Raw genomic sequence first — 21,123 nt, 5'->3', positions numbered from 1 at the left:
CACGGTATCGCCGTCGTCACCACGCCTGCGCGGAATACCTCGAAGCACTGCCCACAGTGCCTGACTCCGCTACGGCACTGTAAGGCCCCCGACAAGCCCACCACCCCGGGCTGGAAGTGGGCCCTGTGTCCCCACCAGTCCTGCCGGTGGCAGGGAGACCGGGACCAGGGTGCCTGGCGGCGGATCGCCGCCCGCGGCCTGGCCCATCAGGCAAAGACCGTCATCGACAAGGCCAGCGGGCACATGGTCATCCGCGCCGTGGTCGACAAACTTGAAGCGTCGGCGGTCATCACGAAGACCCACCGGGGGGACCGGTCGAAGACGGGTTTCACCCGGCGCAAGGCATCACGCCCCGCGCCCAGGCGACGTAGGGCACCCTCCCCCACCCGGCCTCACAGCCTGGCGGGTAAGCGTCCGGAGGGACACGCATCAACGGACCGGAGGCTGCCCCGCGCAGCCCACCGGCACCAGGGCGTGACAACGATCAGCACACCCACCACCGGCCACCGGCCACGCGGAGCCGCGTTGGGCGCGGGATTCCACTTCCACGCCCACGCGACACCACCACGGTGGGAAACGATCCCGGAAACTCAATCCGACTCAGGATCACTAAGCTGATCAGGGACGCTGACGCCGTACGCGATGTCGACGTTGTTGTAGCGGCCGCGGCGGTGTCGACCCGCGGTGCCTTGGTGGCGGGCAGCGACTGGAGCTCTCGCGAGCCCATGTCGTAGACGCGGAGGCCGCCTTCCTTGGCGGTCACGATCACGACCGACTTGTGGGAGTCGGCCGGGTGGACCCAGATGGCCGGGTCGCCGCCGGAGGCGTTTCCGCCAGCATCGTCGTCGTACAGGGCCGGGGTTTCGCTGTCGGTGGTCACGACCGCGGGCTGTGTGGTGGCGGCACTGGCGTGGGGCGGGGCGAGCAGCGCGGCGACGATGCTGCCCGCCGCGATTGCGGCGTTCAATGTGTACGTCACGGCAGCCAGGCTGTGGGACGGAGATTACCGCCGATCTGACCGGCGGTTGCCATGGGTGAAATCGGCGATTACCGGCGCTGTACGGTACGTGACGTCGATGCCGAGCGACCTCGTCGCCTGGGCAACCCGCGCGATGCCGGTTACGCCCGATCAGGTGCTCGCGGCCCGTCCCACTTTTCATGTCATCACCGGGGGTGTCTCCCTTTTACGCCAAGGGTTTTGGCGACGGTGAGCCAGGTGTGGGTGACCATGGCGAGGGTTATTGGGGCGTGCCGGGCCACCAGCCGCGGATGCCGCCGAGGCGGTTTGGCCGACCTAGCCAGGGGGACTGTTCGGTCCATTGCCTTGCACTATGACGTGAACTTCCTGTCGCTCTGCTGGGTTCCTGGTGGCGGGTCAGATCCAGCCCAGGCGGGCCGCCTGGCGGCCGAGTTGGGTACGGGTCTGCGCGCCCGCCAGGTCCATCAGGAGGCGGACTCGGCGCTGCACGGTTCGCAATGAGGTGCCGAGCCGGCCGGCCACCGCCTGGTCGGTGAGCCCGGCCAGCAGCAGACTGAGGATCTTCGCATCGATGTCCTCCAGTTGCCCAGGGCCGACCTCGGCAATGCCGTCAGCCATGGTGACGATCTCGCTGGAGACGTTCCACAGGCACTCGAACAGCGTGATGAGTGCGTCGAGCAGCGCGCTTCGGTGCACCATGAGTGCCCCCGATGCAGCGCCGTGGTGCTCGCCGGCGATCGGGATGAGCGCCAGCTCGCGGTCGACGATCAGCAGCTTCATGGGCAGGTTGTCGATGACGCGTACCCGCTCGCCCTGCGCGATCACCCTTTCGATCTCGCCGAAGATGTTGACGTCGTCCTCGAGCATCGCGCGTTCGAGCACCACGCGGTAGGAGACGCCGCGTGCCACGGCCGCGTCCTCGGCGGTGTTCTCGTCGGTCTCGACCACCACGGGGGGCGCCGTGACGAAGGCCATCACCTCCTCGCGCGCGCCCATTTGCAGCTGCTCGAAGCGCTGCCTGATCGCCTCCGCGCCCTGCACCACGTCGATCACGTCGGCGATGGTCCGCCGGGTGGCCGCCGCCCGGTAGGTCTCTTCCAGCGCGTTGAGCTCCAGCTCGGCGAGCCTGATCTCGTTCTGCCGCTTGGCCAGCAACGCGCCGAGCGCGACGGTGGGCGGGGACGCCACGAACCGCCCGGTGTCTTCGCCGCTGCGCGCGGCCAGGCCGAGGTTCACCAGGCGTCCCAGCACGTACGCCACCTGAGCTGTCTCCATGCCGAGCCCGGCACTCAGGTCCGCCGGCGCGCAGGACGGCAGCTTGATCAACTCGCGGTAGACCCGCGACTCTTCGTTCGTCAACCCCAGCACGGGTAAGAGCATGGCGTGCCTCCGTCTCGATGATCCACCTGAAGCATGGCGGAAAGCCGCCATGACGCAAAGCCGTACCTCGATCCCGCTTGTTCGGTCGGATCCCAGGCGGGATCGTGCCATCCCATGAGAAAGATGCTCTTGAAAAGGCGGCTGGCGCTCCGCCTGGGAGTGGTGATGTCCCTTCTGGCCAGCGCCGCCGCCGTCGTTGCGTTGTCCAGCGGCGCGCAGGCCCGCGACAAGATCAAGCCGGAGGTGCGCTCGGCCTTGCAGTCCGAGCGGACCGGCTCGTACTGGGTGCGGTTCACCGAGCGACCCAACCTGGGGGCAGCCGCCGCGCAGCAGGACTGGACCGGGCGCGGCGAAGCCGTCGTGAAGGAACTGCGTCGGAGCGCGGCCCGTAGCCAGGGCAATGTGCTCGGCAAGCTCAAGTCGTCGGGCGCCGACTTCGAAGTGTTCTGGGTGTCCAACACCGTGTACGTCAAGAAGGGCACCCTGGAACTGGCCCAGTCGCTGGCCACCGAGAGCGAGGTCACCTCCATCGAGGCCGACCACGTATACACGCTGCCCGAGCCCACCCCGGGCAAGGATGTGGCCGCTGCTGCGGCCGACACGGTGGAGTGGGGCATCAAGGCCATCGGCGCCGACCGCGTCTGGGCCGACTTCGGCGCGCGCGGCGCGGGCATCGTCGTCGGCAGCATCGACAGCGGCGCCCAGTATGACCACCCGGCGCTGGTCAACTCCTACCGCGGCAAGCGAGGCGACGGTACCTTCAGCCACGACTACAACTGGTACGACCCCGCGCTCGAATGCGCCTCGCCGTCCCGGGTGCCATGCGACAACAACGGGCACGGCACGCACACCATCGGCACCATGACCGGTGACGGTGGCGAGGGCGGCCACATCGGCGTCGCGCCGGGCGCGCAGTGGATCTCCGCCAAGGGCTGCACCGGCCGCAGCTGCCCGGAGTCGGCGCTGATGGCCTCGGCTCAGTGGATGCTGGCGCCCACCGACCTCAACGGCAACAACCCCCGCCCCGAGCTGCGCCCGCATGTCGTGAACAACTCCTGGGGCAGCCCCAACGGCCCGATCGTGGAGCCGTGGTTCAAGGACGTGGTCGACGCATGGATCGCCGCGGGCATGTTCCCGATGTTTTCCAACGGCAACGAGGGCCCCGCCTGCGACACCTCAGGCAGCCCCGGTGACTACCAGAGCACCTATGCGGCGGGCGCGTTCGACGCCAACGGCGCCATCGCCATCTTCTCCTCCCGCGGCTCCGGCGAGGAGGGCGACATCAAGCCCAACATCGCCGCTCCGGGCGTCAATGTCCGCTCGGCCGCCCCCGGCAACGGCTACGTCTCGATGAACGGCACCTCGATGGCCTCCCCACACGTCGCGGGTGCCATCGCGCTGCTGTGGTCGGCCGCTCCGGCGCTGGTCGGCGACATCGCCGCGACCAGGAAGCTGCTCGACCAGACCGCCGTGGATGTCGCGGACACGTCCTGCGGCGGCACTGCGCAGAAGAACAACGTCTGGGGCGAGGGCAAGCTCGACGTGCTCGCCGCCGTCGCCGCCGCGCCGCTGCAGAATGTCGGCACGCTGAACGGCAAGGCGACCGACGCCAAGACTGGTAAGCCGCTGGCCGGCGTCAAGGTGCACGTCGACGGCCCGCTTGACCGTGACCTGGTCACCGGGATCGACGGCGGTTACAGCGTCCGCCTGCTGGCCGGTGACTACAAGATCACTGCGTCGATGTTCGGCTATGTCGACGTCAACCGGGACGTGACCGTCAAGGCGACCGCGACCGTATCGGCCGACTTCGCGCTGCAGGCCGCGCCCAAGGGCGCGGTGCACGGCGTGATCCGCGACGGGTCCGGCCAGGGTTGGCCGCTGTACGCGAGGATCAGCGTGGCAGGGCTCGCCGCCGGGCCGTGGTTCACCGATCCGCAGACCGGCGCGTACGAGATCGAGCTGCCCGAAGGCACCACCTACCCGCTGGACGTGCAGGCGGTCTACCCCGGCTACCAGAAGTTGAGCGTGCCCGTGGCGTTCGGGGGCGACCTCACCAAGGACCTCACCCTCCAGGTCGACGCCAACCGCTGCAAGGCGCCCGGCTACCAGGTGAACGGCCTCTCCGAGACCTTCGACGGCACCGAGACGCCCGCCGGCTGGACGGTGGAGTCCAAGACGGACGGCGGCATGTGGGTCTTCGACGACCCCACCCCGCTCGGTAACCGCACGCCGGGCGGCGAGGGCAACTTCGCCTCGGTGAACAGCGAGCTCTCCGGCTACCAGAAGACGCAGGACACCTACCTGATCACCCCGGCGATCGACCTGTCCGCCACCACCGAGCCCGTGATCAGGCTGAAGACGGAGTACTTCGCCCCCTCCTGGGTGCGCTCCACCGCGACGATCGAGCTGTCCACCGACGGCGGTCAGAATTGGGCCGCGGTGTGGAGCCGTGCCAAGGGCACCGTCAAGGACACCCTCACGGTCCCGATCCGGCAGGCGGCGGGCAAGGGCGACGTGCGCGTCCGCTTCCACTACACCGGCTCGTTCGACATGTGGTGGGAGATCGACGATGTGCTCGTCGGGGAGCCCACCTGCGCCCCGGTGCCGGGCGGCCTGGTGGTCGGCCAGGTGACCGACCGCAACACCGGCGCCGGGCTCGGTGCGGCCGAGGTGGCCGCCACCGAGGCCCGCTCGCAGGCCGGTCGCTCCCGCGCCACGCCCGAGGACAACGCCACCGGTGACGGGTTCTACTGGGCCTTCCTGCCCCGTACCGCGGAGCTGACCGCCACCCACCAGAAGTTCACCGCCCAGAGCAAGACGGTGCAGATCACCCCTGGCACGATCACCAAGGCTGACTTCTCGCTGGCCGCCGGCCTGGCCGAGCTGTCCACCACGAAGCTGACGGCCGGCCAGGAACTCGGCACCACCGGCACCGCCACGGTCACCGTCACCAACAAGGGCACCGCACCGTTGCGCCCGCGCACTGGTACGGTCTCCGGCGGTGCGCGCGCCCTCGCCGCCACCGGGCAGCCGCCGGTCGAGGTGCGGGCGAACGTCACGCCGAGTGCGCTGACCCCGAACACCGAGCAGGCGCCACGCACCGACGCGGACGCCACCGCGACCGGGCAGGAGGGCGACTGGTCGGTCCTGACCCCCTACCCCGTGGGCATCATGGACCCGACCGTCGGCACGCACGAGGGCAAGATCTACTCCGTCGGCGGTTTCGACGGCGCGAAGACCGTCGCCACCGGCTACAGCTACGACCCGATCAACGAGCGCTGGGACAGCATCCCGCAGATGCAGGTGGCCAGGCAGCGGGCCTCAGGCGCGTTCATCGACGGCAAGTTCTACGTCGCGGGAGGCTGGGACGCCTCCGTCAAGGTCGTCGGCGTCACCGAGGTGTACGACCCGGCCAAGCGTCAGTGGAGCGTGGCCGCCAGCCCCGCCAAGCCGCTGGCCGCCGCGGGCACCGTCGTCCTGGACGGCAAGCTCTACCTGATCGGCGGCTGCGGCTCGGGCAACGGCACGCTCGCGGGCGACTGCGGCAGAACCGACGTCCAGGTCTACGACCCGGCCACCGACACCTGGCGTACGGCGGCGCCGTACCCGGCCAACGTCGGCTGGGCCTCCTGTGGCGCGATCAACGGGAAGATCTACTGCGCGGGTGGCATGAACTCCACCGCCGCGGGCCCCGTCGCCTCCGCCTACTCCTACGACCCGGTCTACGACCACTGGACGCCCATTGCCGACCTGCCCGTCGGCGCATGGGCCTCGGCCTACAGCGCGGGCGCCGGCAAGTTGCTGGTCTCCGGCGGTATCCGCGGCGGCATCACCAACGGCCTTGTCACCAACCAGGGCTACGCCTACGACCCGACCAGCAACGCCTGGACGGCGCTGCCCAACACCAAGTACCCGCTGTACCGGGCGGGCACCACATGCGGCTTCACCATCATCGGCGGTGCGGCCAGCGGCTGGCCCGGCATGGCCAGGTCGCAGGTGCTGCCCGGCTACGAGGGCTGCGGCACCGGCGAGGGCTCCTGGCTGTCGGCCAAGCTGCCGTCGGGCGCCCTGGCCCCCGGTGAGAAGGCCACCATCAGCGTCACCTTCGACACGGCCAAGCTCGAGCAGCCGGGCAAGCGCCAGGGCCAGGTCGTGGTCATGGGCGACTCGCCGTACGCACCCGTCGGCGTGGACGTCGCGCTCGACGTGACGCCCCCACCGGGCTGGGCCAAGGTCGAGGTCAGCGCCGTCGCGCAGGCCTGCGACGGGACGAAGACGGCGCTGCCGTCGGCGTACCTGGAGATCGGCTCGGTGGCTCGCAAGAGCGACGCCAACGGCAGGGCCGTCGTCTGGCTGCCGGTCCAGGGCAAGCCCGACGTCCGGATCATCGCCAGCAAGGACGGCCTCGCCTCGGCCGTCACCACCATCCAGGTCAAGCAAGGCGCGGCGACGGCCGAGCTGACGCTGAAGCCGGCGGGCGGGTGTTCGGCCCGATGAAGACCGCACAGATCGGAACCATCATGAAAATCCCCATGCGGGCGGGGGCCGTCCTCGCCCTGGTAGCGGCAATGTCCACGGCGTCGAGCGCGTACGCCGCATCGCCGGACGTCGTGGTCTCTCCCGGCGAACTGACCGTGACGCATCCGATGGGCGAGGCCAGCCAGGCCACCTTCACCGTGACCAACTCTTCGGCCGCGGCCAGGCGCGTCACCGTGTCCGAATCGACCGGCACCTTCACGATCCAGGGAGCCGCCGAGGTCCAGGGCGCTGCCGCCGTACCGGCGAAGGTCGTCCCGATGGAGGGCGACGGCTGGCACCGGCTCGCGGACACCAAGGCTGCGGCCCAGGCTGAGGCCAAGGTGGAGGCCGCTGTCGCGCCGTGGGTGGACGTGGCGGCCTACCCCATCCCGATCATGGACAACCTGATGGCCGTCCACGAGGGCAAGGTGTACTCCGTCGCCGGAGTCACCAAGAGCGCCATGACCGCCGCAGGCTACTCCTACGACCCCTCCACCAGGGCCTGGGCGGCGATCGCGCCGATGTCCAAGCCGAGGGAGAAGCCCACGGGCGCCTTCATCGACGGCAAGCTGTACGTCGTCGGTGGCTGGGCGGAGACCGGCGGCCCGGCCGGCGACGTCGAGGTGTTCGATCCGGCGACGGGCGCGTGGAGCAAGGCCGCACCGAATCCCGAGCCGCTGGCCGCCTCGGCGGCGGCGGTCGTAGACGACAAGCTGTACGTCATCGGTGGCTGCGACGACCGCTACTGCGGCAAGACCACCGTCCAGTCCTACGACCCCAAGACCGACGCGTGGACGGCCAAGGCCGCCTACCCGCAGGAGATCTCCTGGCTGTCGTGCGGTGCGATCGCCGGGAAGATCTACTGCGCGGGCGGGCTCAGCGACAACGGGGGAGTCACCGCAAACCTGCATGTGTACAACCCGGCCACCAACAGCTGGACCGCCCTGGCGCCCATGCCCACCGCGCTGTGGGGCTCGGGCTACGCCGTTGCGGGCGGCCAACTGCTCGTCTCCGGCGGTTCCACCGCTGAGGGCCTGACCAACGTGGGTTTCCGGTTCGATCCGCAGACCTCCAGCTGGGCGCCGCTGCCCAACGCCAGCCAGCTTTTGCGGCGGAGCGGCAGCGCGTGCGGCTTCTACCGGGTCGGCGGTTCGACCGGCGACTTCACTGGCGTAACGGCGGCGGAGGTGCTCCCTGGCTACGACGCGTGCGGCGACGACGTGCCCTGGCTGTCGGCCGACCCCGTCCAGCTCGACCTGCAGCCCGGCCAGACCCGGACGGTGACCGTCACCATGGACAGCGCGGGAGTGGCCCAGCCCGGCACCTTCACCGCGGCGCTCAGGATCGGCACCGACGCCGGCGACGTGGTCGACCCGGTGAAGGTGACGATGATCGTTGCGGCACCCGCCCGGTGGGGCAAGCTCAGCGGCGTGGTGACCAGGGCCGCGTGCGCGGGTGGCACGCCTCTGGAGGGTGCCACCGTGGTGGTCACCTCGGGCGACGTCACAGAGGTGCTGAAGACGGGCCCCGACGGCGGCTACGCGCTCTGGCTGGACAAGCACCGGAGCCCAGTCACCGTCATCGCCAGCAGCGACGGCTGGCGGGCCGACGCTACCGAAGTAAAGATCAAGAAGGGTGAGGACGCCACCGCGTCCTTCGGGCTGAACCCGTACCCGGCCTGCCGGTAAACCTACAGCCCGCACCGCGGTGTGCCCGGGGACCAGCCAGTCGGCCTCCCCGGGCACCCCGACCTGCGCAGTCCCCGCGAAGGCGGGCTATTTCCCTGCGGGTACCTGGTCTTTGACCTCGTCGTAGCCGACCTTGGCGGGTGCCGCGGTGGGCGAGTAGATCACGCGGATCACGCCCGTCGGAAACGCCTCCGTCGCCGTCATTCTCAGGTGGTACGGCGCCTCGCCCTCGTCGAACAGCCTGCGGCCCTTACGCGCCGCCACCGGATGCACCAGCAGGCGCAGCTCATCGACCAGCCCGGCGGCGAGCAGTTGCTGCACCACGGAGATCGACCCGGGGATGAGAATGCCTCTGACGCCGGCATCGGCCTTGAGTGAGGTGACGGCATCCAGGAGATCGCCCTTGATCAGCTCGGAGTTGCCCCAGGTGAACTCCAGCGGCTGGCGCGAGACGACCACCTTGCGCATGTCCCCGAGTTGCTTGGCGAACGGTGCGTCGTCCCCACCCGCGACCTCGCGGTCGGGCCAGGCTCCGGCGAAGCTGTCGTAGGTCTCGCGGCCGATGAGCAGCACGTCAGCGGTGTCATAGTCCTCGCCGACGGCGCGGCCCATGTTCTCGTCGAAGTACGGGAAGTGCCAATCGGGGTCGATCTCGGCCACACCGTCGGCCGAGATGAACAGCGTGGAGATGACCTTTGCCATCGGGGTGATCCCTTCGGTTCAGGTGGTGTCGGTAGGTAGACCCGCGCAGCATCCCAAACTCATTGGCCGGCCGCGGATCCCGTCCGACGGAAGCGTTCAGCGCTGGACATCGTGGTCGGTGCGCTGGCGGTTCCCGACCTGGCGGCCGGTGTAGCGGGGGTTGCACAGGATCGCCGCGACGGTGGCCAGCCTCTATTGGTGGGTGCTGCGGTGAAGGTTACGCCCCGGGTCGGCGCCGGACGGGCACGGCACGCCGGTGCCATCGAGCGTGCGGGCGATGCTGCCGCCGCAGGGCCTCGGCGTCGTGGTGGGCGGCGCGGGCACTGCGGCTCGGGAGTTGAGTTCGATGACCCGCCGGTCGTGGGGTCCGAACGACGGTCGGATGATCGATGCCGCTCGGGGAAGCCGGAGCCCTGGCCACGCAGTTGGTTGCATATGCTGCCGCCGTGCTGCGGGGATTGGGCGATGTCGGCTGGGATGAGCTGAGCCATGCATACGGTCAGGCTCTGGATACCGCGGACCTGCTGCGGCAGGTGGGCTCGCCGAACGAGGAGGCCGTGAAAGAGGCGCTTTCCGAGCTGTACGGCAGCATCTTCCACCAGGGCACCGTCTACCCCGCCACGGTCGCGGCCGTGCCGTTCCTGGCCGAGTTGGCGCAGACCGCGCCGCACGGGCGGGCCGAGCTCGTCTGGATGCTCGGGCAACTGGCCGACCGACGGCACGCGTACGGCGAGGACTTCCCAGATGTGCGTGCCGCGGTCGCCACGCAGCTGCCGATGCTGCTGACGCTGCTCGCAGACGGCGACCAGGAGGTACGGGAAGCCGCGGCCTACGCGGCAGCTCAGGCGGGCACGGCTGCCGAGCCCCTGTGGCGGCGCTGGCGGACGGAGACCAGCGAGCTGGTGCAGGCGTCGCTCGTGCTGGCGCTGGGCCTGATCGACCCTGCCACCGCCGGGCCGGTGCTGGCCGAACGGGTCCTACACGCCGCGCCGCGGGTACGGGTGGCTGCCGCAGTTGCGCTCCTGCGCGCCGGGATGCCCTGGCCGAAGGACAGCATCGCTGCGGTGGTCTCGGCGATCGATGACGGCGCTACCGTCACGTACTGCTGGGCGCCCGGCGGAGACTGGTCCGACGAGCTGATGGTGGCGCCGTCCGCGACGGTCGCGTTCGACCTGCTCCGCCATCTGCTGCAGGCTAGTCAGCCGGAGACTCGCAAGATCGGCCTATGGGCTGCGTCGCAAAGGTGCGACGCCAGGCGCTCCGCGCCGGCGCAAGTTGTTCCGTTGGTCGTGGCCGCGTTACACGACCCAGACCCGGGTGTACGGCATGCTGCCCTCAACACGCTCACCCGGGCCGGCGCGGCAGCCGGACGGTATGCCGATCTGCTGGCCGGTCTCGCCACCGGATACGCACAGGCGGCCAGCGAGCCCGGATTCACCTCCGAGTATCAGGCGGTCGCCGCTCTCACCCGGCTCGGTGATCCCCGCTGGATCGAACCGGTGTGCGCCGCGGCGGCCGCCGGGCACCCAGCGCCGCGGTTGCTCGACCGCACCCGCTTCACGCCCGCAGTGCTGGCCGCGGTCCGTCGACGCCTGGCCGCTGAGCCGGCCCGAGCCGATGTGTTGGCCGGGGTGCTCGGCCGCTGGCGCGCGGGGGAGGCCGTTCCAGAGCTGATCGCCGCGCTGCCCTACGCGGGGCCGCAGGTGGCGTGGGCGCTGCTGGAGATCGGGCACGACGATCCGGACGCCGTGCCGCACCTGCGCACACGCGCGGCCCAGGGCTGCGACGCGGCAGCCGCCCTGGCCGTCCGGCGCATCACCGGCGACGTGCAGCCGCTACTGGACCTCATCGACGTCTTCTTGACCGGAGGGCGGCAGCCGTCCCCCGGCCCGCGCACGTTCGTCAACGAGTTAGGTGAGGCGTTGCGCCCGCTGCTGCCCGCCGCCCTAGCCCAGCTCACCGGCGCAGCAGCCCGGACGTACCCGCAGCGGGAGGTCCAGATCCTCGCCGCCCGCGTGGTCGCCGCCCTCGACGGCGTGCGGCCCATCCTGGCAACCGTGCGGGCGGTCCTCGCTGCAGGGCAGACCCCGGCCCGATCCGCCGCAGACCTCGTCGCGGACCTGGCCCCAGCCCACCGCGACGCGCTAAGCGAGTTCCACGAGCCCCTACACGATCGGCTCGGCGACCGATGGAGCCGGGTAGCGGCGTCACGTGCCCTCGCCCGACTCGGCGTGCCCACCGCGAACCTGACCGTACCGCTCGTCAACGGCGTCACCGACTACGCCGGCCGGTACGGCCTGGCAACGATCCTGGAACTACGCGCCATCGAGACGATCCCCGGTCTTGAGAGACTCGCCGACGGCGACGACCGCCTTCCCGTCGCCAGCTCCGCCGACGACATCGTCTGGGCCGACGAACTGCTGACCGAGCGCATCCGCGCAACGATCGCCACCCTGCGAGACGACTGACCAACACAGGGACTCCATTCGGACCAGGTGGGCTGGCTGCCAGCCGAGCGGGATGGCGCCGCCGACGGCGTCCTTGACGTCTATGCGGGCTGGAAGATCGATTACTCTCCCAGCCGGTACCTCATGACCCAGGTCTGACAGAGGTGATCGAGTGACAAAGACGCGCTTCCGCTACCATCCCGATCCGGTCGCGACCGGGTCGGCCGTCCCGACCGTCGAGGCGTGTGATCTGTGCGGGGTTGTGCGCGGTTGGCGGTATGCCGGGCCGATCTACGGCCGCCAGATCGATGTGCTGTGCCTGCACTGCATTGCCTCGGGTGAGGCGGCGAGGGGGTTGACGGGTGCCGTTGAATGGCCCTGCATGTTCACTGATGCGATCGACGTGCCCCAGGATGTTCCGTCCGCCGTCGTCGAGGAGATCACGCAACGTACACCGGGGTTCGTCTCCTGGCAGCAGCCGAGCTGGCTGTATCACTGCGGCGACGGTGCCGCGTTTCTCGGCGCTGCCGGATACGAGGAGTTGCGCGCCCACCCTGATGCGCTGGAGATGATCCGGGACGATCTGCACCGGCTCGGGTGGTCGACGGATCAGGCCGAGCAGATGCTGCGGCGGATGGATCCGACCGGTGAGCCGACGGCGTACCTGTTTCGGTGCCTGCACTGCGGCGTCCATTTGGCTTCCTGGGATATCGGATGACCGGCGGCTGCAGGGACAGGTGCGCACACGCCAGGGCATCGGCGGATTGATTGGCGGAGTTGGTAGCCAGATGGACGCGGCGTACGTCCGGCGCTGGCGCGAGGACGTCAACGCTTGCCTGGACCGGCTGCTGCCGGGATTTGAAGTCCGCTTTGGTTACCCGGCGGACCGGCATACGGTCGGCGGCCCGGCGAGGGAGGAGGAGTTCGCCTCGCTGGTGGGTATGCACCCGCCCGATGATCTTCTCGTGTGGTACGGGCAGGTGCGCGACGTGAACCTGCCGGACATCGGCAACGGCTACTTCCTTCACGAACCCGGCCTGGTCGCGCGCCGGGATGTGACGTCTGTCCGGGGCCGCTTCACTGCTGATGTGGTGGTGTTCGCCAGTGATGGCGGCGGCACGCTGTTCGCGGTGGAGGCGGTGACCGGCTCGCCGGTGTACCGGCTTCCTGTCGGCGAGATCGCCGCCGGTGTCTACCGCAGCGATGACCCGCGCTTCGACGTGGTGGCGGAGAATCTGGCCGGCTTTCTCGACCGGCTACGTGACGCCGTCGGGCTCTTCGCCACCACGGGCACAGTCTGCGACCTGTAGAAGCAGTTGCCGGGTAACGGCGGCGGTTTTCGCCCTCGGCTGCTCCGTCGGCGGACATCGTCGCCTATGACCTGCCGCCGGATCCGCCCGAGGCGATCGCCTCCGGCCGGCGACCGCGGCGAGTACTCGGCTTAGTTGGCGACGTTGATCGCATTGGCGAGCTCACGGAGGCGGCCTGGTGGCTGCCGCGGGTCAGGTGGTGCGCGTCGCCGGGCGCGGGGGCGGCTATCCCGTGGTCATGCCGACGATGAGCGGGAGCGTGGCGATCGAGAGCAGCGTCTGCGCGCCGGTGATGGACGCGATGAGGTGCGTGTCGCCGCCCATCCGCCTGGCGAGGACCTAGGCGGACGGTGCGGTCGGGACAGCACAGATGATCGCGATGCTGGTGAGCGTCGCGCCACTGACGCCCAGGGCGGTGGCGATGGCAACCGCGGCGAGGGGCAGGGCGACGAGCTTGAGGGCGGATGCCGAGAGGATGTCGACGACATCACGCCGCCGTAGGCGGAAGGTGATTGCCGCACCTGCCGCGAGCGTTCCGCAGACCAGCGCGGGCGCGGCGAGCATGTCGAGGGTGGCGGCCAGGAACGCGGGCAGGGTGAAATGGAGCAGGTTCAGGGCGAGGCCGGCCGCGCAGCCCTGGATGAGGGGGTTGCCGAGGAGTTCGCGCCCGAGGCTGGGCCGGTCGCGGTCGTCCCGGTCGCCGTGTTTCGACAGGACGCTCACCGATATGACGTTGACGAGCGGGACCATGACGGCGGCGGCCAGGGCGAAGGTGGCGACCCCTTCCGGGCCGAAGGCGGCCGACGCGAACACGAGCCCGATGTAGGTGTTGAGGCGGATGCTGCCCTGGACCAGCGAGGTCAGTTGCGGGCCGTTCGCGCGGAGCGGGCGACGCAGCGCGATGATGAGCACGGAAACGACGACGACCGGCACGGCCAGGCTGGGTAGCAATGCCGCCGGCGAGGCCGCGGCCAGGTCGGTCGCGGCGATCGAGGTGACGAACAGCGCGGGCGTGAAGACGCGGTAGCTCATCCACTCGATGCCGCGCCAGAATCCCGGGTCGGTCACCAGCCGTCGGCGCAGCACGGTGCCGAGTCCGAGCAGCAGCACGATCGGGACGACGGCCATGACGACGAGGTGCATGTCGACGACTGTGTTGCAATGGGTCAGTGCAGTTCAACCATGACAACATGACCGGGGTCCGTCTCGCCGCCGATCTCGCCAACCTCGTGGTCGAGGGCCGGCCCGGCGTGGGTGGGATCGGGGCGGCTGAGATCGAGGTGGTCCTGCGTACGCACGAGATCCGCCGACCGGCGCTCACGGCCCGGCAGGCACAGATCCTGCGGGGGTGGGGTGTGCGGCTGCGAGCCGTGTTCGAGGCGTCCGGGACCGACAAGCGTTGCGCGGCGATCAACGCGCTGCTGATCGAGGGGACTGCCGGGGCGTTCCTCACCACCCATGACGGGCGGCGTCCGCACCTGCACTTCACGCCGGAGGACGACGATGTCGTCGGCCGGGTCCGGGCGGTCACGGCCGGCGGTTTGGCGATCTTCGCGGTTGAGGCGGAAGCGCGGCGCCTGGGCGTCTGCGCCCGGTCGACTTGCCTGACGGTGTTCGTCGACACCAGCCGCAACGGGCGTTGCGACTACTGCTCGGCCCGGTGCGGCAACCACGACGCCGTGCATCGCCATCGGACCCTGCGCCGAGCGGACAGGGTGGCCGCCTCTCACGGTTGAACCGCTGCCAATGCGCGGTCGCGGCGGCGGTCGGCGGCTGGATCTGACGATCGGCGCAGGTCGCGGCAGGACAGCGCCGCTGATCGGCTTGGTGATCCTGAGTCGCGCGGAGGCCATCGCGGCCCGGTCGCTGTGTCGAGTCGGCCCTGACCAGAGGGGATGGCGCTTTCCCGCCGCTGCCTCCAGCCGTTGGTGTGCGGCATAGTGTTCCCGGGCAGGGCCGCAACGAGGGGTCGGAACGGGTGACGAATGCTGCACGGGCTGGGTATCAGCGAGCAGGATGAGGCCGTCTACGTCGAGCTGCTACGGCGACGTCGGGCGACCGTTGCAGAGGTGGCGGAGGTGCTCGCGCTGCCGGCGCCGGCTGCGGCGTCTGTGCTGGCGCGGCTGGTCGCGCTGGGCCTGGTGACCCGCGAGGACGGCGAACTGCATACGGTCGTACCGCCGGACGTCGGGCTCGGCGCCCTGATCGTGCAACGGCAGACCGCGCTGCAACAGGTCCAGGGCAGGCTGGCCCAGCTGGTGGAGGTGTACCAGACGGGGGCGGCCGCTGCGGTGGGCGAGGTGGAGGCGCTCACGACCCCGGAACAGCTCGCGACGTGGATCGACAACATGGAGCGGGGTGCCCGACGGGAGGTGTTGGCGTTCTTCCGGCCGCCGTACGTGCTGGACGGCGAGCTCGACGTCTCCGTCGAGGTGCCCAGCTACCGGTACGTGTACGAACGTGCCGCCCTCGACGACCCGCGGACCCCGGACGAGATCAGCAGGTTCCTCAAGCACGGCTACGAGATCAGGATCGCCGCGGAACTGCCCAGCAAGATGATCATCGTGGACCGGGCGGCGGTGCTGTTGCCGATGCTGCCTGACCAGACCAGCATCCACCCCGGGTTCCTCCTGGTCCGGGGGCAGGCGCTGGTGCGCCTGCTGGTGGCGCTCTTTGAGCGGGTCTGGCAGACCGCCACGCCGTTGCGGCTCACCGGCGCGGGTGTCACCGAGGGGATGCCGGCCTGGGACGACATCGACGTCACGCTGCTGACGTACCTGCTTTCCGGCATGCCGGACAAGACGGTGGCCAGCCGGCTCGGGACCAGCGAACGTACCGTGCAGCGCCGGATCCAACGGCTGATGAAGCTGGCCGGGACCGACAGCCGGATGCAACTGGCCTGGTACGCCGCCCGGTCGGGATTGATTCCGTCCTGACTGTCGGTGCGGAGCGGATCGTCCCCCGTCCGCGACGCGGACGGGGGACGATCCTCAAGGTGCGGCGGGGTTACCGCAGTTGGTAGGCGCGGGTCACGGTCTGCTCGACGGTGTTGCCGTCAGCGTCGGTGGCCTGCACCCGCAGGGTGACGAAACCGTTGGTGCCGCGCAGCGCCGGGTTCTTGATGGTGCCCGTGGCGCCGGTGTCGCCGTTGGCGGTGACCGCCGCCTGCTGCCAGGTGGCGCCGTCGTCGTAGGAGACCCACATCTTCGTCTCGGCGATCCGCAGCCCGTCCAGGCCCTGCGGGTAGCGGAAGCCGAGGTGGATGTCGACCGCCGACTGGGCCTGCAGACTGTTGTTCAGGTCGACGTCCAGGCCGTAGTCGATCGAGATCACCGGCAGCCCAGTCGTCTGCTCGCCGTCGCCGTCGTACGCGGAGTGGAACGTCCAGGCGGTGTTGACCTTGGTGGAGGTCGTCCACGCCGGCTGGTTCCGCTGCACCTCCGTCACCAGCCGGTACTGAGCCCGCCCGGGCGTCATCGGGAAGGCCACCTGCGCGGAGGGCGCCGACCCCAGCGACTGACCGTCGCGGTACACAGTGGTCAGTTCCTTGTCGGCGTTGTGGCGGTACCCGAACAGTTGGCCGGTCGCCTCGTCGAGGAGCCCGACCGGGAGGACCACTCCGGCATCACGGTTCCGGACGGCACCGCCGGGATGGTTGGCCGTTATCGCGGACCGGACCACCGCCTTGTTCCAGGTCCGGGTCACCCGCTGGCCCGGCTGCAGCACGGTCAGGTCCGTCTGCTGGTAGGCGGGCAGCGCCTCCCATACCGGGGTCGGCGACATGAGCTCAAGCGTCGGCGCGCCGGCGGTGACGTACTCGGTGACGGACCGGGGCAGGGTCATCCGGGCAAAGGTCATGACCAGGAAGGTCTGCTGCGGCCCGATGATGAATCGGCCGTACCCGCCTTCAGTGTTGGGCGTCGAGGCGTGGAAGGCGGCGTCCACGGTGGCCAGTTCCTTGGCGCTGACCTGGTAGCTCTGGTCGGGCAGGATGCCCTCCTGGTGCTTGAGCACCTCATAGGTGTACGGGCTGACCGCCGTTCCCTTGAGCTGGATCATGACGTCGCCGTGGGCAGCCTGGTCGGCCAGCCGCGCACCCTGCTCACCGGCGAGGGTCATGGCCGGGATCGCGGTTGGCGTCCTCGCGTAGCTGCTGATGCCCCAGTCCTCGGGCGCGTCGTTGTAGATGATGATCGCGCTGGCGCCGGCTGCCGCCGCGTTGGCGATCTGCGCCCCGGACGTCAGGTCGTCGCTGCGCCGGACCAAGGCCAGCTTGCCCTTGGCCGCCTTGCCCGCGTAGTCCTGCGGCCGTCCGATGCCGGCGTTCACGACGTGCAGCAGGTGCGTGCCGTCGAGACGCGCCGAGCCGATCCATCCGTCGACGTACTCCGGCGTGATCGGGAAGGCTCCGGGACTGACGATCTGCGCCGCCAGTTCCGGCGCGCTCAGCGACCAGCTCAGCCGGTGCGCCAGGTTCTCCTTCTTGAGCTGTGACGGGATGGCGTGCATCCTCGTGTAGCCGTAAGCACCGTCCTGAAGCCCGTAGCCGAGGGACCGGTCGTCCTTCAGCAGCGTCAGCCCCATGAGGGTCCGCTTGGGCTGGCTCGGCTTGGGCGTCTCGACGGTGACCAGGTCGGCCTTGCGTCCGTCAAAGGTGATGGTCCGGTCGGAATCGAGGTGAACCCCCGATTCGGCGCCGTAGACGTAATCCCGCACCTGGTTGTAGTCAGGGGTGAAGCGGTACGTCCCCGAGGCGAAGGCGTACTGACCGCGGGGCAGCCGCAGGTCCACGGTGCCCTCGGCGCCGAGGATGAAGTACATGTCGGCGGGCCGGGGCGTGTCCAGGTCGAATACCCACACGACGCTGTAGGTCGAGGCTGGTGCCTTGCCGTCGATGTCCATCAACTTGACGCTGAGGTTGAAGCGCTCGACGTCCTTGACGAACGCGACCGCCGTGGCCACGACCGTCCCGCCGTCGGCGGCGGCGGTGACGTGGGCGCCGTACGCTCCGGACGCCACCGTGCTGGGGTCGAGCGTCACGTTCACGGCGGCGGTGCCATGGGCGGGCACGGTCACCGTGTCGGCGCCGAGCGCCAGTGTCCCGGCCGGCAGGGCGCCGCCGGCGCTCTTCACCGTCAGTGCGAGGGTGACCGCCTGGTCGCCGTCGTTGACGTAGGTGATCGGCTTGACGACCTGGCCGGTCGAGTCCCACTCCTGGTTGCCGAAGTCGACCACGCCCGGCCCGGACACCGGCTGCCGCACCGCGCGGCTCACGTCGGTCCGGCCGGCTCCCTGGGCGTACACCGACGTGTCCGGCGTGGTCTTCGCCGTGCTGACCAGGTGGTTCTTCAGCCGCTGCGGCGTCCAGTCGGGGTGCCGCTGGGCCAGGATGGCGGCGGCGCCGGCCACGTGCGGTGTGGCCATGGAGGTGCCGCTGGCGGAGGTGTAGTGGTCGTCCACCGGCGTGCCCATGGTGGTGCCGGCCGCCCGGGCCGCGACGATCTGCCAGCCCGGCGCGGTGATCTCCGGCTTGAGGCGTCCGTCGGTCAACGGGCCACGGCTGGAGAAGTAGGTGATCGCGTCGGTGTCGTCCACCGCGCCGACGGTCAGGGCCGCCGCGGCGATGCCGGGCGAGCCGACGGTCGTCGCGTCCGGCCCCGAGTTGCCGGCGGCGATGGTGAACAGGGCGCCGGTCTCGGCCGTCAGCTGGTTCACCGCCTCGGCCATCGGGTCGGACGCGTCCTGGACCGTGCCGCCCAGGCTCATCGACACGACCTTCGCGCCCGAGTGGGCCGCCCAGTCCATCCCGGCGATGATCTCCGACTCGCCGCCGCTGCCTTCGTCGGACAGCACCTTGCCCACCAGGAGCTTGGCGCCAGGCGCGACGCCGCGGTACTTGCCACCGGACGCCGCGCCCGTGCCGGCGATCGTGGCGGCGACGTGGGTGCCGTGCCCGTGCCCGTCCTGAACGGTCTCGCCGGGCACGAAGCTCCGGGTGTCGGCGATCTGCCCGACCAGGTCGGGGTGGTTCGGATCCACTCCGGTGTCCAGCACGGCGACCTTCACGCCCGTGCCGTCGTACCCGGCAGCCCAGGCGTCGGGCGCGCCGATCTGCGGCACGCTCGCGTCGAGCAGGGCGTGCACCTTGCCGTCCAGCCAGATGCGCTCGATGCCACCGGAGAGCTTCGCCTTGGGGCCGCGGCCCTTGGCCGTGTCGTCGTCGACGGCCTCCCAGAACGTGGCGGCCTGCTTCTTGTCGGCGGCGACGGCGGCGCCCCGCACGCTCGGCAGGCTCCGCGTCACGCGGCTGCCGGCCGGGGTGGCGGGCGCCGCGGCCTTGGCGGCCGCCTGCTTGGGGTAGCGCACGATCAGGGGGATCGTCGCGCTGTTCGCGTCGTCGTAGCCCTGCGCGATCAGCCCGGTGACGTTGAACAACCGTTGGTCCACCTGGCCGGACGCGAGGAACGGCTGAACCGCCAACGGCACCACGTACACGTCGCTGCCGACCGAGTAGCTGCGGAAGAGGCTGTCCGGGCTGTGCGGGTTCACCGTGACCGCCGGCTTGCCGTCCACATTGGTCACCGTGACCACGTCACCGGTGACGAGGGTGACCTGCTTGGCGGGTGCTGCCGACGCCGGTACGCCGGTGACCCCGGCCACGGGCGCCGGCGGCTGGCCGTACGCGCTGGTGCCGCCGGCCACGACGAGCGTGGCGGCGAGCGTGACGCCGAGCAACGTCGGTCTCTTTATTGGCATTGGTCTGGCCTCCTTCTGCCGGTACCAGGGGTCCGTACCGGTGGGGCAAAGCTTCGTTAAGACCGGGGGCGGCGCGCTATGGGCTGCACCTGGCGGACACCAGACATGTCAGGTCGTCGCCATCGATGCCTCGATTGAGATCGAGGGGCGAGGGCGGGGGAATTCGGCGGGTCTGCCCGCGGGCAGCGAACATCGGCCGTGCCAACCGGACGAGCCGACCTCGTTGAGCTGGGTCGGTCATCGGTCGCGGCCGGCGCCGGCCTCACGAGCAGGGGGAACTATCCCCGGTGCTGGCGTACCCGTCGGCCGAGGGCGACGGCGAGGTCGTACGCGTGCTGGGTGGGGCCGAGGTGGGCGATGCTCTTGCCGACGATCTCGAAGGCGGTGCCGTGTGACGGGGTCGCGATCGGTACCGGCAGGCCGCCCTGGACGGTGACGCCTCGGTCGAAGCCCATCAGCTTCATCGCGATCTGCCCCTGGTCGTGGTACATGGTCACCACGCCGTCGAAGTGGCCGTCCCGAGCCTTGATGAAGACCGTGTCGCAGGGGTACGGCCCGGTGGCGTCGATTCCCTCCGCCCGGGCGGCCTCGATCCCGGGCCGGATGTGGTCGATCTCCTCGCGGCCGAACTGGCCGTTCTCCCCGGCGTGCGGGTTGAGCGCGCAGACGGCGAGGCGGGGTGCCTGGATCCCCGATCCCTTGATCACGTCGTCGAGCAGGCGGATGGCCGCGAGCACGGAGCCGGCGTTGATGCGCGCCGCCACGTCCTTCAGCGGGATGTGCGACGTCACCCGGGAGGTGACCAGCCCGGGTACGAAGTTCAGCTCTGAGGTGGTACCGGTGTAGTCGAGGTTCTTGGCGAACCAGCGAAGCTCGTCCTCCTCGTGCATTCCGGCAAGGTGCAGGGAGGCCTTGTTCAACGGGGTGAACATGATCGCGTCCACCGTGCCCGCCTGGTAGAGGCTCAGCGCCTTGCGCAGATCGCTCATCACCCGTTCGCCGGCCTCTCGGCTGACCGTCTGTCGGGCCACCGGGCGGCTGGACAGGTCGCTGCCGACGAGCACGGCGTGACCCGGGCCGGCCACGTCGGCCACCGGGACGTCCGCGCCGAACTCGTCGGCGACTGCCTTGAACTCGGCGGCGTCGCTGAGCACGTACACCTCGGCCCGGTCGAGGTTGCCGGGCGTGGCCAGCAGTCGGACGGCAAGCTCCGGTCCGATCCCGGCCGGGTCGCCCAGCGTCAGGGCGATCCGGGGCCTGATCTCCTCGGCGGTGGTCTGCGACATGTGGTTCCTCTCCTGGCATCCCGGTCTCGCCGCGGCTGCATATCTGCGGCATCCATG

Annotated in this window: 13 protein-coding genes; 7 read left to right on the top strand and 6 right to left on the bottom strand. The window is 70.2% G+C overall.

The window, feature by feature from the left end:
* Positions 1–484: 484 nt before the first annotated feature.
* Positions 485–979, bottom strand: a complete 495-nt coding sequence (locus tag ACY34I_RS22580; protein WP_462757067.1) for a phytase — start codon at positions 977–979, stop codon at positions 485–487.
* Positions 980–1,375: 396 nt separating this feature from the next.
* Positions 1,376–2,410 (bottom strand): helix-turn-helix domain-containing protein, encoded by a 1,035-nt coding sequence (locus tag ACY34I_RS22575; protein WP_462757066.1) that lies wholly within the window; start codon positions 2,408–2,410, stop codon positions 1,376–1,378.
* A 63-nt stretch (positions 2,411–2,473) separates the two neighbouring features.
* Between ACY34I_RS22575 and ACY34I_RS22570 the strand changes: the two genes are divergently transcribed.
* Both ACY34I_RS22570 and ACY34I_RS22565 read left to right on the top strand, forming a co-directional pair.
* On the top strand, positions 2,474–6,856 hold the full coding sequence (locus ACY34I_RS22570; RefSeq protein WP_462757065.1) for a S8 family serine peptidase: 4,383 nt from the start codon (positions 2,474–2,476) through the stop codon (positions 6,854–6,856).
* Between the two features lie 23 nt (positions 6,857–6,879).
* A complete protein-coding gene (locus ACY34I_RS22565) occupies positions 6,880–8,565 on the top strand; it encodes a Kelch repeat-containing protein (protein ID WP_462757064.1) in 1,686 nt (561 codons plus the stop codon).
* An 87-nt stretch (positions 8,566–8,652) separates the two neighbouring features.
* Here ACY34I_RS22565 and ACY34I_RS22560 read toward each other — a convergent pair whose 3' ends face one another.
* Complete coding sequence (locus tag ACY34I_RS22560) at positions 8,653–9,267, bottom strand: dihydrofolate reductase family protein (RefSeq protein WP_462757063.1); 615 nt, start codon at positions 9,265–9,267, stop codon at positions 8,653–8,655.
* A 557-nt stretch (positions 9,268–9,824) separates the two neighbouring features.
* Here ACY34I_RS22560 and ACY34I_RS22555 point away from each other — a divergent pair.
* The 3 genes from ACY34I_RS22555 (at position 9,825) to ACY34I_RS22545 (ending at position 13,024) form a co-directional block, all read left to right on the top strand.
* Positions 9,825–11,735 (top strand): hypothetical protein, encoded by a 1,911-nt coding sequence (locus tag ACY34I_RS22555; RefSeq protein WP_462757062.1) that lies wholly within the window; start codon positions 9,825–9,827, stop codon positions 11,733–11,735.
* Positions 11,736–11,886: 151 nt separating this feature from the next.
* Entirely contained in the window at positions 11,887–12,432 is a 546-nt protein-coding gene (locus tag ACY34I_RS22550; protein WP_462757061.1) for a CbrC family protein, read from the top strand.
* 70 nt (positions 12,433–12,502) lie between these two features.
* Positions 12,503–13,024, top strand: a complete 522-nt coding sequence (locus tag ACY34I_RS22545) for a hypothetical protein (RefSeq protein WP_462757060.1) — start codon at positions 12,503–12,505, stop codon at positions 13,022–13,024.
* 339 nt (positions 13,025–13,363) lie between these two features.
* Here ACY34I_RS22545 and ACY34I_RS22540 read toward each other — a convergent pair whose 3' ends face one another.
* Positions 13,364–14,167: an AEC family transporter gene (locus ACY34I_RS22540; protein ID WP_462757059.1), complete on the bottom strand. Its 804-nt coding sequence runs from the start codon at positions 14,165–14,167 to the stop codon at positions 13,364–13,366.
* 47 nt (positions 14,168–14,214) lie between these two features.
* Here ACY34I_RS22540 and ACY34I_RS22535 point away from each other — a divergent pair, with 47 nt between their 5' ends.
* Together ACY34I_RS22535 and ACY34I_RS22530 are read left to right on the top strand one after the other, a co-directional pair.
* The gene (locus ACY34I_RS22535) at positions 14,215–14,760 is read left to right on the top strand and encodes a CGNR zinc finger domain-containing protein (protein ID WP_462757058.1); all 546 of its coding nucleotides are present in this window, start codon (positions 14,215–14,217) and stop codon (positions 14,758–14,760) included.
* A gap of 249 nt (positions 14,761–15,009) precedes the next feature.
* Entirely contained in the window at positions 15,010–15,960 is a 951-nt protein-coding gene (locus ACY34I_RS22530) for a helix-turn-helix domain-containing protein (protein ID WP_462757057.1), read from the top strand.
* A 70-nt stretch (positions 15,961–16,030) separates the two neighbouring features.
* On the opposite strand, the gene ACY34I_RS22525 is transcribed toward ACY34I_RS22530, so the two are convergent.
* Together ACY34I_RS22525 and ACY34I_RS22520 are read right to left on the bottom strand one after the other, a co-directional pair.
* The gene (locus ACY34I_RS22525; protein WP_462757056.1) at positions 16,031–19,780 is read right to left on the bottom strand and encodes a S8 family serine peptidase; all 3,750 of its coding nucleotides are present in this window, start codon (positions 19,778–19,780) and stop codon (positions 16,031–16,033) included.
* Between the two features lie 278 nt (positions 19,781–20,058).
* The gene (locus ACY34I_RS22520; RefSeq protein WP_462757055.1) at positions 20,059–21,066 is read right to left on the bottom strand and encodes a 4-hydroxythreonine-4-phosphate dehydrogenase PdxA; all 1,008 of its coding nucleotides are present in this window, start codon (positions 21,064–21,066) and stop codon (positions 20,059–20,061) included.
* Positions 21,067–21,123: the final 57 nt, after the last annotated feature.

It is taken from the genome of Micromonospora sp. RTBAU3-60 (assembly GCF_054963695.1).
This window is presented reverse-complemented; position numbering and strand designations above follow the sequence as displayed.